Origin of the sequence: Aestuariivivens sediminicola, from assembly GCF_022662015.1 — a bacterium.
In the GTDB taxonomy this organism is placed as follows: domain Bacteria; phylum Bacteroidota; class Bacteroidia; order Flavobacteriales; family Flavobacteriaceae; genus Aestuariivivens; species Aestuariivivens sediminicola.
In genome coordinates, this window is the sequence record NZ_JAKMCM010000007.1 from 55225 (window position 1) to 70785 (window position 15561).

Here is a 15561-nt window from a genome sequence, read left to right on the forward strand (position 1 = left end):
TTCTTATTCTGCCTTTTTTTTGAATATCAAAAATAGAATAAAAAAACGAATAATTACTTTTCAATTAAGCCTGCTCTCCTGAGCAGTGCATCCGGTTTTGGTTCCTGACCTCTAAATCTCTTGTAAAGCAGCATTGGCTTTTCTGTTCCTCCTTTGGACAGGATATAATCCTTGAACTTAGTAGCTACGATTGGATTGAAAATGCCTTTTTCTTTAAAATATTCAAAGGCATCTGCATCGAGAACCTCTGCCCATTTATAACTGTAATAACCTGAAGAATAACCGCCCTGAAAGATATGAGAAAACGATGTGCTCATGCAAGTAGATTCGGTTCTTGGATATAAGTCTGTAGCGCTGAACACCATATCCTCATGTGCTTTCACATTGTTGATCTGTGATGGATCTTTTGCATGCCAACTCATATCCAGGAGTCCAAATCGCAACTGACGCAAGGTTTGCATGCCCTGATGAAAGGTCGCTGATTCCTTTATTTTATCCACCAAATCCATGGGGATATTCTCTTGCGTCTCGTAATGCTTTGCAAATAATTCCAATGCCTCTTTTTCATAACACCAATTCTCCATTATCTGACTGGGTAACTCGACAAAATCCCAATAGACACTTGTTCCGGATAAACTCGGATAGGTGGTGTTGGCCAGCATGCCGTGCAAGGCATGTCCGAATTCATGAAATAATGTGGTTACTTCATTAAAAGTTAAGAGTGAAGGTTTGGTGCGCGTGGGTTTGGTAAAGTTACATACAATAGAGATGTGCGGCCGGCTATTCTCGCCATTTTTAATGTACTGAGGTTTATAGGAGGTCATCCAGGCGCCGTTGCGTTTTCCGGGTCTAGGAAAAAAATCCGCATACAAAATGGATATGAAGTCGCCCTTGGAGTTGCTGACGCGATAGGTGAGTACATCCTCGTGGTAGGTGTCAATGTTATCAATGCGCTCAAATTCCAGATCGAATAATTTATTGGTAATTGCAAAGGCGCCGTCGATAACGTTTTCCAATTTGAAATACGGTTTCAGCTGCTCATCATCGATACTAAATAATTTTTGTTTGAGCTTTTCAGAATAATAAGCACCATCCCATTTTTCGAGCCGGTCGATACCGTCTAACTGCTTTGCAAAGTTCTCTAAGTTTTTAAATTCCCTTTCCGCAGCTGGCTTTGCCTTTAACAACAGATCATTTATAAAGCTGCTGACCTTTTCCGGGCTTTCTGCCATGCGCTCTTCCAATACGAAATGCGCATGTGTTTGGTATCCTAAAAGAGCGGCGCGCTCATGTCTCAATTTTGCAATATCGAGAAGGATGTGTTGATTGTCGAGCGCGTTGCCGTGAAAGCCCTTACTCCCTGCCGCCAGGGTTAATTCCTTTCGCAATTGTCTGTTATCGGCATAGGTCACAAAAGGAATATAACTTGGATAGTGCAAAGTAAAGAGCCAACCATCCTTGTGTTTTGATTCTGCCAGTTGTTTTGCAGCTTCTTTAGCACCATCAGGCAATCCCGACACCTCATCTTCTTGAGTCAAATGCATTTCAAAGTTATTGGTTTCAGCTAAAACATTTTCACCAAATTTCAGCTTTAACTGACTTAATTTTTTATCTATTTCCCTGAGCTTCGATTTTTTATCTTCAGGGAGGTTAGCGCCATTTCTCGCAAAGCTCTTGTACTTTTTTTCAAGTAAGGTCTGTTGCTCGGTATTCAGGTTTAAATCGGATTTGCAGTCATAAACGGCTTTAATTCTTTTAAAAAGGGCCTCGTTTAGGGTAATATCGTTACTGAATTCTGCTAATAAGGGAGAAACCTTCTGGGCAATCTTTTGAATGCTATCGTTAGTTTCGGCGGAATTCAAATTAAAAAACAAACTTGATATCCGATCCAATTGTTCACCTGAAAATTCCAGAGCTTCGATGGTATTTTCAAATGTTGGGGACTCTGTAGTGTCAACAATAGTATCAATCTCCATTTTAGCACTCGCTATGGCTGCTTTAAAGGCAGGCATGAAATGCGTATCCTTTATTTTTGAAAATGGGGCGGTGTTGTAAGGCGTTTTGAATTTTTGATTTAGGATATTACGCGCCATAAGTTAAATATGTTAAATTTTTTCTTTACTATGCGTGCATAATAAAGTTTTTATATATTTGCGTCCGTAATTAAAGAGTGACTAACTCAAATTCATTATTGTTAATAATTAGAAACCTCGGGGAAACCTGAGGTTTTTTTATTTTAAGTCTTTTGATGATTTCTGAACTTTAATTTTAAGACCTTCTTTGTAGGCGATGATTTTATCGCGCACGCAACTGTCGTGCGCCCCAATAATCTGGGCTGCAAGTATACCGGCATTTTTAGCACCGTTCAATGCCACCGTTGCCACAGGAACACCTCCGGGCATCTGTAAGATAGACAGTACCGAGTCCCAGCCGTCAATGGAGTTACTGCTTTTAACGGGAACGCCAATAACAGGAAGCGGTGATAAAGAAGCTATCATTCCCGGTAAATGGGCTGCGCCACCCGCACCTGCTATAATAACGGCAAACCCCCTGGTATGGGCATGTTTACCGTAATCGAATAATTTTTCCGGGGTACGGTGTGCTGAAACAATATCCACTTCCACTTCGATATCAAATCCTTTCAAGATGTCTACAGCATCTTGCATAACGGGCAGATCGCTTATACTCCCCATTATAATACCTACTTTACTCATAATATAGTTTAGCGGTCGAGCGTAGTCCAGACCTGAATTAAAATTAAATCTACTTGTTACCCCCTATATTCACTACGCCTATCTGCCCATTGGCAGTTTGAGGGCGCTTTATTCACTTATTACTTCAATCGATTTTTTAACCTCCTCTGCTATCTGTCTCGCCCTGTTAACGTCTTCATCGACAATCGTAACATGTCCCATTTTTCTGAAGGGGCGTGTTTGTCTTTTGCCATATACATGAGGGGTCACACCATCCATTTGCATGATGTTTTCAATGTTTTTATAAACCACATTACCTGTGTAACCTTCGGCACCTACCAAATTCACCATAACGCCGCTCACTTTGCTATCGGTTCTCCCAAGCGGTAAATCCAATATGGCTCTCAAATGTTGTTCAAATTGCGATGTGTAACTCGCTTCTATGGTTTGATGTCCTGAATTATGAGGTCTGGGAGCTACTTCATTGATTAAAATCTCATCGTTTTCAGTTTGAAACATTTCCACAGCCAGCAGACCGACATGCTTGAACGCTTCCGATGTTCTTAGGGCCACCGCTATGGCCTTTTGTGCGACGCTATCAGAAATTCGTGCCGGGCAAATCACGTATTCAACCTGATTTGCTTCCGGGTGAAACTCCATTTCTACAACCGGATAACTCTTCGATTCGCCTTTAGCATTTCTGGCTACAATAACCGCCAATTCATTTTTAAAAGGAATCAAAGTTTCAGCGATGCATTCAACGTTAGGTAATCCTTGCAGGTCGTCTAAGTGTTTTACAATTTTAACCCCCTGGCCATCATATCCAAATCGTGCCGATTTCCATACAAAAGGCAGGGACAAACCGCCATGATTTATGGCCTCTTTAATTTCGGAGGTGTATGCAAAACGTGTAAACGAGGCAGTCGGTAATTGATTATCGACATAAAATAATTTCTGTTTCGCTTTATTCTGAATGATTCGCAAGGTTTTCGAAGAGGGGTATACCTTAACGCCTTCTTTTTCCAGATCCTCCAGGGCATCCACATTTACATTTTCTATTTCAAAGGTCAATACATCAACGCGTTTCCCGAAATTATAAACGGCATCGTAGTTCATTAGATCCCCTATGTGAAACTCATTACATGCGATATGACAGGGAGCGTCCTCACTGGCCTCTAAAACACAGGTGTAGATATCAAATTTTCGGGTACAGTAGAGTAGCATTTTACCCAATTGACCACCACCTAAAATACCGAGTTTGAAATCTGACGAGAAGTAATTCATTATATGTGTTTAGTCCAATAACTTAATTACGATTAGGCAAAAATACATTTTAATATGAAATTACTTTGTAAATCCCTATTCAAAAATCGCAAATCTTAAATCATTTACTATCTTTGCTTTTTTAAGCAGATAAGACCTTGATAAAGCTTCACGACAAATACTTTAAACCATTTATTTCGGCGCAACAGATTGATCAGGCATTAGGTCAAATGGCCTCTGAAATTGCCCGTGATGTAGGTGATGAAATCCCTGTATTTGTAGGGATTTTGAATGGGTCGTTTATGGTAGTGAGCGATTTTGTGAAAAAGTATCCCAAGCAATGCGAGGTCACATTTATTAAATTGGCCTCTTATGAGGGCGTAAAGTCCACAGAAGATATTGAACGTTTAATAGGGTTGACCCAGGATCTGACGGGGCGAACAGTGATTATCCTGGAAGATATTATCGATTCCGGCAACACCCTGGCTGAGGTACACCGAATTTTTAAGAACGAAAAGGTAAAGACGCTAAAAATAGCCACTCTTTTTTACAAACCGGAAGCCTATAAAAAAGATTTTAAACTCCATTATATAGGTATTGAGATACCCAATAAATTCATTGTTGGTTTCGGATTGGACTACGATGGTTTGGGAAGACATTTACCTGAAGTATATCAAATTAAGGAAACACAGCATATGACGAACCTAGTGCTTTTTGGTCCTCCGGGTGCAGGAAAAGGAACCCAGGCTGAATTTTTAAAAGAAAAATATAATCTTGTACACATTTCTACCGGTGATGTGTTCAGATATAATATTAAGAATGAAACGGCTTTGGGTATGCTGGCAAAATCCTATATGGATAAAGGCGCCTTAGTGCCGGATCAGGTCACCATCGATATGCTTAATGCGGAAGTTGAAAAGAATGCGGATGCCAATGGATTTATTTTCGACGGTTTTCCTCGAACCAATGCTCAGGCAAAAGCTTTAGATGAATTGATGGACAGTAAAGATTCCCAGATCAATGCCATGATAGCCCTGGAAGTGGATGACGAGATTTTAGTCGAGCGCTTATTGAAACGGGGAAAAACCAGTGGAAGACCGGATGATGCCGATGCGTCCATTATAAGGAATAGAATCACAGAATACTACAATAAAACGGCTATTTTAAAGGACTACTACACCGCACAGGATAAATATTATGGTGTAGATGGCGTGGGTAGCATCGAAGACATTACGGGTCGATTGAGTGCGATCATTGATGCACTGTAGCTTGAACCGGATTGATCTGAAACCTAATGACAGAGGGTAATTTTGTAGATTATGTAAAAATGTACGTTGCTTCCGGAAATGGAGGCAAGGGTTCTGCACATTTACACCGCGAAAAATATATTGCAAAAGGGGGTCCGGATGGTGGTGATGGTGGTCGTGGCGGGCACGTTATTATCAGAGGTAATGCCAACCTGTGGACATTATTCCATTTAAAGTTTAAAAAACATGTACGTGCGGGACACGGTGGTCATGGTGGAAGCAGCAGAAGCACCGGGGCCGATGGAGAGGACGCCTATATCGATGTGCCATTAGGAACGGTTGTGCGCGACTCCGAAACCAATGCCGTTATTTTTGAAATTACCGAACATGGTGATGAGAAAATCATTGCCACCGGCGGTAAAGGGGGGCTGGGGAATTGGCATTTTAAGTCAGCCACGAACCAGACGCCGCGATATGCCCAACCCGGTTTACCCCTCGAAGAAAAATATATCACCTTAGAACTAAAAGTGCTCGCCGATGTTGGTCTTGTAGGATTTCCGAATGCCGGGAAATCCACCCTGTTGTCGGTATTGACCTCAGCAAAGCCAAAAATCGCAGATTACGAGTTTACAACGCTTAAGCCCAATCTGGGTATTGTGGCCTATCGTGATTTTCAGAGCTTTGTAATGGCCGATATTCCGGGAATCATTGAGGGCGCCGCAGAAGGTAAAGGCCTGGGGTATTATTTCCTGAGACATATTGAACGCAATTCGGTGTTGTTGTTTTTAATACCTGCCGATGCCAGTGATATTAAAAATCAATATGATATTTTACTCGATGAGTTGCGACGTTACAATCCGGAACTTTTAGATAAGGAACGCATCATTGCCATTTCAAAATCCGATATGTTAGATGATGAGTTAAAGGCCGAATTAAAAGCGGAACTGGATCATGAACTTCCTATTCCTTATTTGTTTATATCATCAGTAGCGCAACAAGGGCTTCAGGAATTAAAAGATATGCTCTGGAAGATATTGAATTCCTAGGCTTTTCTTTGCACCACCTCATAAACTTCATTCTCGTCACACTTCAAGGTCTTACTCGGATATTTCAGAAGCAGCGCATAATCGTGCGTGGCCATAAGAATGGTATTCCCATTTTTGTTAATATCCTGAAGGACTTCCATAACTTCTACACTTGTCTGTGGGTCTAAATTGCCTGTGGGTTCATCGGCTAAAATAAGCTCTGGATTATTCAATAAAGCTCTGGCTATAGCAATACGTTGCTGTTCGCCACCGGATAACTCATGTGGGAATTTAAAGCCTTTGGTTTTCATATCCACCTTAGTCAATACCTCCTCAACACGAGTCTGCATTTCAGAGCTGTCCTTCCAACCCGTGGCTTTGAGTACGAACACTAAATTGTCGTTAACCGTTCTGTCGGTTAACAATTTAAAGTCCTGGAATATAACCCCCAATTTCCGTCTTAAAAATGGGATGTCTTTTTCTTTTAGGGTCTTCAAATCGTAATCCACAATATGTCCCTCACCTTCTTTTAAAGGTAAATCACCATAGAGGGTTTTCATAAAACTACTTTTTCCAGTTCCGGTCTTCCCGATCAGATAAACAAAGTCACCTCTATTAATCTCAACGTTAACATTAGATAAAACCAGGCTTTCACCTTGATATATTGACGCGTTTTTTAATTGGAGAATAGGGTCGGGCATCGTTTTGGACAAGTTAAAATTTAAAGGGTTAAAGTTAAACGTTTTCAGGTAAATAATACGACAAGTGTTCCTTTTAAATTGTATCCCCAATTACAATGACATCGTATTTAATAAAACCGTTTATAATTATAGCACGATTGTTGCGTTATAAGATTTAGATTAAATTATCTTTGATTCTTGAATTTAAACCCAATCGTTAATGACTTTTAAAAACGTTTCACTGCTTGTGTTGGTCTTATGCCTTACTGTTCCGGTTTTTGCTCAACAATCTGCAGCCTACACCAACAATCTGGTGGATTACCAGAAAGCACTTTCCCTTTATAACAACCAACAGTATTTGGCGGCCCAATCCATGTTTAGGACGGTGGGCAAGTCTGCTGATGAGGACATTCTAAAGTCGGACTGTGCGTATTACATTGCCAATTGCGCCGTTCGTTTGAATCAGCAGAATGCCGATGGACTGGTTGAAGATTTTGTAGCTGATTATCCAACCAGTACGAAACGCAATACCGCTTATGTTGATGTGGGAGATTATTATTTCGAGAATTCTAAGTATGCCTATGCCAAGAAATGGTATGACAAGGTAGACGAGGAGGCACTCAGCCGAACGGAAAAGGAAAAATTTAATTTCAATAACGGTTATGCGTCCTTCTCAACCAAGCGCTACAAAGATGCCAGAACCTATTTAAGTCGGGTTGAGAATTCACAAAAGTACGGTTCCCAGGCGAAATATTATATTGGTTTTATGGCCTATGAAAATGATGACTATGAACAGGCAAACACGTATTTTGACCAAGTCAGCGACCAGGAACGCTACCAGGAAAAACTGTCCTATTATCAGGCAGATTTGAACTTTAAACTCGGAAAATTTGAAGAGGCCATTCAACTGGCCACGGAACGGTTGGATAAAGGCGATGAGAGTGAAGTTTCAGAATTGTCTAAAATTATTGGCGAAAGCCATTTCAATTTAAAACAATATGAGGAGGCTATACCTTTTCTCAAGGCATACAAGGGTAAACGGGGCAAATGGAACAACACGGATTTTTATCAGTTGGGCTACGCCTATTACAAGCAAGAGGATTATGAGCATGCGGTATCGGAATTCAATAAGATTATAGGAGGAAACGATTACATTGCCCAAAATGCCTATTATCATTTAGGAGAGAGTTATATCAATCTGGATAAAAAACAGGAAGCATTGAATGCCTTTAAAAATGCTTCTGAAATGAATTTCGATCTAAAGATTCAGGAAGATGCATGGTTGAACTATGCCAAATTAAGCTATGACATTGGTAATCCTTATCAACCGGCACCACAGGTACTGTCGTCTTATTTAGATAAATACCCCAATACAAACTATAAGGATGAAATTGAAACGCTTTTAATAGATTCCTATATCACCTCAAAGAACTACAGGGAAGCTTTAAATTTACTTGAGGGTAAACGCAGCTTCGAACATAAGGTCGCCTATCAGAAAGTGGCATTTTACAGGGGTTTAGAACTCTATAATGAAGGACGCTATTTGGAATCTGCACAATTATTTGATGCTTCATTAAAAGAACCACGAGATCCAGTTTATACGGCGAGAGCCACATTTTGGAAAGCTGAAACCGATTTTAATTTAACCAATTACGATGCGGCTTTGATCGGATTCAAGCAGTTTCAGCAGTCAGGACAAATGGCATTGCCGGAAATGAACAATATAGATTACAACATCGGCTATACCTATTTTAAACAAAAGAACTATACTCAGGCCACCGAATATTTCAAGACGTTTATTGCGAACCATAAGGAGGATAAAGTCCGCCTTAATGATGCCTACCTGAGATTAGGGGATGGTTATTTTGTATCCAGTGATTACGGTAATGCCATAACGGCCTATGAACAAGCCATTGCACTGAATGAGATTGATTCTGACTATCCATTTTTTCAAAAAGCATTGAGTGCCGGTTATCTTGGCCAATCTTCAAAAAAAATTAATGAATTGGAATCCTTCATTACGAGGTATCCGGATTCGAAACTTCGGGATGATGCCATGTATGAACTTGGTAATTCTTATGTCAAGGAGGGCCGGACAGAACGCGCTAATACCCTATATGACCGCTTAAACAGTGAATACCCTATGAGCTCATTCGTCCCTAAAACATTGTTACGTCAGGGCTTGGTGTTTTATAATGCCGGACAAAATGAACAAGCCTTGGTTAAATTCAGAAAAGTGGCTGACGACTTTCCAAATACGCCGGAGGCCCAACAAGCCGTATCTACAGCAAGGTTGATTTATATAGACATTGGTCAGGTGAATGATTATGCCGCCTGGGTGAAGACCCTGGATTATGTTGAAGTTACCAATGCCGATCTGGACCATGCAACCTATGAGGCAGCGGAGAAACAGTACCTCGATAACAATACAAACAGAGCTATAAAGCAGTTTAACGGTTATTTGAACGAGTTTCCCAATGGGTTGCACGCCTTACAATCACATTTTTATTTGGCACAGCTGTATTTTAAAGAGAACCTCAAGGATAATGCTGCCCCACATTATCAATATGTGTTAGAGTCCACTCAAAATGAATTTACTGAAGAGGCCTTAACGCGATTATCACAGTATCACCTGGAAAATAAAAACTGGAAAGCTGCTGTGCCCCTATTGCTGCGATTAGAGCAGGAAGCCAACTTTCCTCAGAATGTGGTTTTCTCACAATCTAATTTGATGAAGGCTTATTATCAACAGGAAAATTACAATTCGGCTGTTGCCTATGCCGAAAAGGTACTGGGCAATTCAAAATTGGATAATAAAATAAGGAGTGACGCCTATATCATCATTGCAAGGTCTGCTGTGAAGACGGGAGATGAGGTAAAAGCAAAATCGGCGTATACCAGGGTAGAGGAGGTCGCCACAGGTGAAATGGCAGCCGAGGCACTCTACTATAATGCCTACTTCAAACATAAGGAGGCTTTGTTTGATGCCTCGAACAAATCGGTTCAAAAATTAGCGAAGGACTATTCCGGATACAAATATTTCAGTGCTAAAGGTTTAGTGCTTATGGCCAAAAACTTCTATGCTTTAAATGATGCCTTTCAAGCCACGTACATCCTGGAAAGTGTTATTGCGAATTTTAAAGAATTCAGTGATGTCATAGAGGAGGCTCAAATGGAATTAAACAGGATCAAAGAGGAGGAATCCAAAACCAATGCCTCTATTCTGACCGAAGAGTGATGCTGCACCCAAATGGAGTTTTCAGTGATACTATATAATCGAATAACAAGTTTTAATCATCAATCATAATTAATACCTATGCGTAAGCACTTAACATATATCGTCCTATTAGCCCTGGTTTTCGGTATAAACGAATCAATGGCGCAAAGAAAGCAAAATGACACCTTGAATACCGGTGTTATCGATGTAGTGAAACCCTACACCCCATCCATATCGGATGCGTTTAAAGTCAAGGAAACCCCGGCATTGGAAGATGCCGTAACCGAGACCAAAAAGTCCATTGAATACAATATTTTTTCGATTCCGGTGGCATCAACCTTTACCCCTGCCAAGGGACAAGCTGCCGTTGTTGAAAAAGCAAAGCCAGCCAAGCTGTATGATAATTATGCCACCTTAGGGGCCGGCACCTACACGACATTTTTAGGTGAATTGTATTTGAATCACGCCATAAGCAGAACGGAAAGTGTAGGGGGGTATTTAAGTCATCACTCGTCTCAGGGTGGTATAGAGGGTGTCCGGTTTGAAGATGATTTTTCCGATTCAAAAATTAACGTCAATTATGCCTCCCAATTGCGAGATATGGCCTGGAACGTTGAAGGTGGATTCCAACGTCTCACGTATAACTGGTATGGGGTAGAAGACGCTTTCATAGATGCTGCACAGGCGACTGATATTCAAGTTGATCATTCTTTCTACAGTGCCTTTTTTGGAGGGGATATCTCTTTTGAAGACACCTATATCAATTCAGGAAGTTTCTTTTTCAGGCGGTTCGGAGATAATCGTGGGTCGGGAGAGAATCGATTTAAATTCAACACGACCATAGATATTCCGATAAATGGGGAGGAGCTATCCACCGATTTGATCTTTGATTATTTAGGTGGCACATTCGATAGAAGCTACGATCTTGAGCAAGAGCTCAATTATGGCAATTTTCAAATTGGTGTTGCCTCACAGTATGAAATGAAACAAGACGACCTTACAGTTAATTTTGGAGCCGCTTTGTTTTATTTAAATGAAAGGGAAAGTGGTGATAGCAAATTTTACATCTATCCAAAAGTAACAGCCACATACCGTCTCGTCAACGAGATTCTGATTGCATATGGTGGAATTGAAGGGGGACTTATACAACATTCCTATTACGATTTTGCTACCGAAAATCCCTTTGTTTCCCCCACTTTATTTATCGTTCCGACAGATCAGCAATATAATGCCTACCTGGGTTTAAAGGGGAAGTTGTCCAGTAATATGAGCTACAATCTTAGTGGCCATTACTGGGCTGACAGGAATAAAGCTTTATACAGGCATAATACAACCTTTTTGGATTTTACGGATGCTGAGGACTATCAATACGGCAATTCTTTTGGGATCGTTTATGATGATGTGGATACCTTTAGTGTTTCAGGAGAATTAAATGTCGATGTTAACAGGAATTTCACCCTTGGACTAAAGGCTGAGTATTTCAGTTACGGGACAAACAATGAAACCGAGGCCTGGAATTTACCGGATGTTAAGGGGTCCTTGTTTCTGGATTATCGCATTAATGAGCATTGGTTTGCAGGGGCTAATCTGTTTTATTCCGGGGAACGAAAAGCCTTGTTGAGTAGCTTAGATCCCATTGAGGGCTATAATGACATGGTTGTTGTCTTAGACAGTTATTTTGATGCCAATGTGCATTTAGGCTACAACATTAATGATAAAATCGCGGTATTTGCCAAGGCCAATAATTTATCGAATACAGCCTACCAGCGTTGGCTGTTTTACCCGGTGCAGAGCATTCAGTTTCTGACGGGTGCCACTTTTAAATTCGACTTTTAAGGTTAAAGATTAAGGTTAGAACTCAATCCCAGGATCAGCTTAAATACTGCTGTTGCCTGCCTGAAGAAGATCAGGACGTCATGGTTATACCCCGCCATGCCTTTGATATGGCATGAACTGCCTGTCGGTCTGAAGGGATACAGCCAATTAAAATAGCCGGGCCAGATAATCGAAATGCGTTCCTTCTAAGATGAATTCACAGGTTAGGCCCACATTGGTGCAGGCTGCTTTTAAGGTATCGAAATCGAGGTACAACCAGTTTATGGGGAGTTCGTACTCACCTTTATAGGACAGATAATAATCGAGCTCACCGTAATAGGTCCTCTGTGTTTTCAACACTTCAAAATAGCTACCGGACGCACAGTCATCCTCATACATGTACCTGATGTCTGAGGAGTCTATTAAAATTTGCCCCTTTGCATTCAATAGGGTCTTTAAATGCTGCAAATACCTTTCGAGACGGTCCATTTTTTGAAAGATCCCCGTTCCATTCATAAGCAGTAATATCGTATCAAACCTCTCTTTTTCGTTTAGAATATCCTTTTTTTCGGCATGAACAACACCTCGACGTTTTGCCACTTCTATGGCACCGGGAGAGATATCGATAGCTTTTACATTCAGACCTTTGTCCTGTAACCATAGGCTATGACTTCCTGCACCGCAGCCCACATCTAAAACTTTTCCATGGGCCAATTCCAATGCCTTCTGTTCAAGCAAAGGCATGGTCTTGAAATCCCGAAACAAATAGGGAAGTGGCAATATATCATCGTCAGAAATAGTTGTGGACGTAATGATATCCTCTACATAATTACCGTTTTGGTAATCTACTAACGCTTTTCCAAAGAGATCTTTCAAAATTGTAGTATTAGTTCATATTGATGACCGTTGAAACATTTTTTAAGTTTTAATGGAACGTCCTGTATCGAATCGCTGATATTGAGTAATTTTACATTATGCAGGACCATATTCTTAATCTTCCGAAGTTAGCCAAAGATAAGCATAACGAGAACAAAAAATTCTTCAGAAGGCTCAAAATGAAACCACCCAGGAACCTGGATTATATGATGCAGGAACTGCATGATGCCGAATTCAACAAAACGTCTTGCCTGGAGTGCGCCAATTGTTGTAAAACCACTGGCCCCTTATTTACGGATAAAGATATAGAACGGATCGCAAAATTTTTAAAGTTAAAACCATTTCAATTTATTGAACACTATTTGAAGGTCGATGAGGACAAGGATTATGTTTTGCAATCGGTGCCCTGTAGTTTTTTAGGCGCAGATAACTATTGTTCCATATACGATGTCAGACCAAAAGCATGCCGTGAATTCCCGCATACCGATCGAAAAAAATTTCATCAGATTTCGAATCTAACACTAAAAAATGTCGCCATTTGTCCTGCAGCCTTCAATATTGTTGAGGCCATGAAGAAAGCAATAAAATAGTTATATTTACCCGAGCTCTGGAATTTTATGGAAGCTATAATACAGTATTTCGAAACCATACCTTCACACCATCGCGTGATTCTAATTATTAGTGGCCTCGCCTTTTTTTGGGTGATAGAAGGTATGATCCCTTTATTTAGATTCAAGTATCATAAGTGGCGTCATGCGGTGCCTAACCTGTTTTTTAACCTAACCTTAATTTTGGTTAATTTACCCCTGGCGTTTATGTTGTTACAAACAGCAGATTGGGTCGAGACCAATGATTTTGGACTTATTAATTGGTTACCTGACATGCCGCTTTGGTTGTATATCCTGATGGGCTTGGTGTTCATGGAATTATTCGGAGCCTATTTACCACATTATATCGAGCACAAGGTCAAGCCACTTTGGATGGTGCATTTGGTGCATCATACCGATCACAAGGTCGATACGACTACGGCCAACAGGCATCACCCGATAGAAAGTGTCATCCGGTTTTTTTTCACCTTGTTCGGCGTCTTTATTGTTGGAACTCCAATAGGTTTGGTGATGCTTTATCAATCCTTATCGGTAGTGGCTACTCAGTTTACGCATGCAAACATCAGATTGCCGAAGAGATTCGATACGCTATTAAGCTATGTACTGGTGTCTCCGGACATGCATAAGGTACACCATCATTACCGATTACCGTACACCGATTCCAATTATGGTAATATTTTTTCAATTTGGGATCGCCTGTTTGGCACCTATATGAAACTGGATACCCGAGATATTGTTTATGGCGTTGATGTATTTCCGGATGAAAAACAAAATAGTCAAATATGGCAATTACTTCTTCAGCCCTTTCAGAAGTACCAGAAACCAACGCAACAGCCTGAAACGCATAAGTGACGCCTAAGGGTAGATAAGATATTTCGCCCGTTGCTTTTTAAAATCTTCAATGCCTTCTTTCCAGGTCGCCCTGATAGCTGTTTCAGACCACCCACGCTCAATCTGTTTCTGTAGCTCAGCTGTTCCGGCATGTCGTGTAAAATTGGCCCTGTTGAACACCTTCGAAGTATCACTGGCATTCTGATAGGCCTTTATAAGCCATTTTACCGTCATCTCACCGTATAGTTTTTCTTCTCTTAGGTCTTCACCATAACACTTTATCTCTTTGTGTTTGGGGTTCTTAGCGCCGAAATTTTCTATGGGGGTATAGGTAAATGAAAAAACCGCCTGATCTAAAAAGGGTGCACCGTAGCATTGAAACTGGTGCTCTGTGCCGCGTCCGGCGTTGATATTTGTGCCTTCAAAAAGCCCCAAACTGGGGTATAGTTTTATGGCTTGATCATTGGGTAGATTAGGCGACGGCCTCACGGGTAAACTGTATGGTGTTTGATGTGTGTAATTCTTGACGGGAACAACGGTTATATCACAGGATATGCCATTTTCCAACCAGTTTTCACCATTAATCATATGTGCATATTCGCCGATGGTCATGCCGTGTACCAGGGGAATAGGGTGCATACCCACGAAGCTTTTGTTTTCTATATCAAGTGAAGGGCCATCAATATAGTGTCCATTGGGATTGGGTCTGTCCAGGATCAATACCGGAATGTCGGCTTGAGCACAGGCTTCCATAACGTAATGCAATGTCGAAATATAGGTATAAAAACGTACGCCGACATCTTGTATGTCAAAAATAACAATATCCAATCCCTCCAACTGCTCCGGTTTTGGTTTTCTATTTTTACCATACAGGGATACGATGGGTAAATTGGTTCTGGCATCGACGCCGTCTTTCACAGCCTCCCCTGCATCAGCAGTCCCCCGAAAACCATGTTCCGGTGCAAATACTTTTTTAATATTCAGGTTCAAGGTCAATAGTGAATCGACGATATGGGTATACGGTTCCAAATCTGAGCGCTCAGGGTCTTTGTTTGTCGAAGATCCTATGGATTTGAAAATAACAGAGGTTTGATTGGCTACAATTCCAATGCGTTTATTCACTAACATCGGTAAATAATCCTTGGTTCGGTTCGCTCCGACAACAAGGGTACTGTCGGGCGTATCCGCATGGGCCATTTGGTTTTCCTCTTTTTTATTCTTCATTTTAGAACCGCAGGAAATCGTTATCACAATCGCGATCATTATCGGGAATAAAACTGTATTTTTGAGCATATTTTAAGTTGTA

At 40.8% G+C, this 15561-nt stretch carries 12 protein-coding genes; 6 read left to right on the forward strand and 6 right to left on the reverse strand.

Annotated elements, in window-relative coordinates; translation table 11 throughout:
• Positions 1–53: 53 nt before the first annotated feature.
• The 3 genes from MR041_RS14005 to MR041_RS14015 all read right to left on the reverse strand — a co-directional run bounded on the left by MR041_RS14005 (position 54) and on the right by MR041_RS14015 (position 3977).
• On the reverse strand, positions 54–2093 hold the full coding sequence (locus MR041_RS14005; RefSeq protein WP_242094881.1) for a M3 family metallopeptidase: 2040 nt from the start codon (positions 2091–2093) through the stop codon (positions 54–56).
• 138 nt (positions 2094–2231) lie between these two features.
• A complete protein-coding gene (purE, locus tag MR041_RS14010) occupies positions 2232–2714 on the reverse strand; it encodes a 5-(carboxyamino)imidazole ribonucleotide mutase (protein ID WP_242094882.1) in 483 nt (160 codons plus the stop codon).
• Positions 2715–2822: 108 nt separating this feature from the next.
• Positions 2823–3977, reverse strand: a complete 1155-nt coding sequence (locus MR041_RS14015) for a 5-(carboxyamino)imidazole ribonucleotide synthase (RefSeq protein ID WP_242094883.1) — start codon at positions 3975–3977, stop codon at positions 2823–2825.
• A gap of 137 nt (positions 3978–4114) precedes the next feature.
• Between MR041_RS14015 and MR041_RS14020 the strand changes: the two genes are divergently transcribed.
• The gene (locus MR041_RS14020; protein ID WP_242094884.1) at positions 4115–5224 is read left to right on the forward strand and encodes an adenylate kinase; all 1110 of its coding nucleotides are present in this window, start codon (positions 4115–4117) and stop codon (positions 5222–5224) included.
• A gap of 26 nt (positions 5225–5250) precedes the next feature.
• Entirely contained in the window at positions 5251–6249 is a 999-nt protein-coding gene (gene obgE / locus MR041_RS14025; RefSeq protein WP_242094885.1) for a GTPase ObgE, read from the forward strand.
• Here obgE and MR041_RS14030 read toward each other — a convergent pair.
• A complete protein-coding gene (locus tag MR041_RS14030) occupies positions 6246–6929 on the reverse strand; it encodes a cell division ATP-binding protein FtsE (RefSeq protein ID WP_242094886.1) in 684 nt (227 codons plus the stop codon). The two genes, obgE and MR041_RS14030, sit on opposite strands and share 4 nt — an antisense overlap.
• Positions 6930–7128: 199 nt before the next feature.
• Here MR041_RS14030 and MR041_RS14035 point away from each other — a divergent pair, with 199 nt between their 5' ends.
• Both MR041_RS14035 and MR041_RS14040 read left to right on the forward strand, forming a co-directional pair.
• Positions 7129–10146: a tetratricopeptide repeat protein gene (locus tag MR041_RS14035; protein WP_242094887.1), complete on the forward strand. Its 3018-nt coding sequence runs from the start codon at positions 7129–7131 to the stop codon at positions 10144–10146.
• 78 nt (positions 10147–10224) lie between these two features.
• Positions 10225–11961: a TonB-dependent receptor gene (locus MR041_RS14040; RefSeq protein ID WP_242094888.1), complete on the forward strand. Its 1737-nt coding sequence runs from the start codon at positions 10225–10227 to the stop codon at positions 11959–11961.
• A 147-nt stretch (positions 11962–12108) separates the two neighbouring features.
• Here MR041_RS14040 and MR041_RS14045 read toward each other — a convergent pair whose 3' ends face one another.
• Positions 12109–12816, reverse strand: a complete 708-nt coding sequence (locus tag MR041_RS14045; protein WP_242094889.1) for a class I SAM-dependent methyltransferase — start codon at positions 12814–12816, stop codon at positions 12109–12111.
• A gap of 98 nt (positions 12817–12914) precedes the next feature.
• Between MR041_RS14045 and MR041_RS14050 the strand changes: the two genes are divergently transcribed.
• Entirely contained in the window at positions 12915–13406 is a 492-nt protein-coding gene (locus MR041_RS14050) for a YkgJ family cysteine cluster protein (RefSeq protein ID WP_242094890.1), read from the forward strand.
• Between the two features lie 27 nt (positions 13407–13433).
• On the forward strand, positions 13434–14276 hold the full coding sequence (locus MR041_RS14055; RefSeq protein ID WP_242094891.1) for a sterol desaturase family protein: 843 nt from the start codon (positions 13434–13436) through the stop codon (positions 14274–14276).
• A gap of 3 nt (positions 14277–14279) precedes the next feature.
• Here the strand turns inward: MR041_RS14055 and MR041_RS14060 are convergent, their stop codons facing one another.
• The gene (locus tag MR041_RS14060; protein ID WP_242094892.1) at positions 14280–15548 is read right to left on the reverse strand and encodes an exo-beta-N-acetylmuramidase NamZ family protein; all 1269 of its coding nucleotides are present in this window, start codon (positions 15546–15548) and stop codon (positions 14280–14282) included.
• Between the last annotated feature and the right edge of the window lie 13 nt (positions 15549–15561).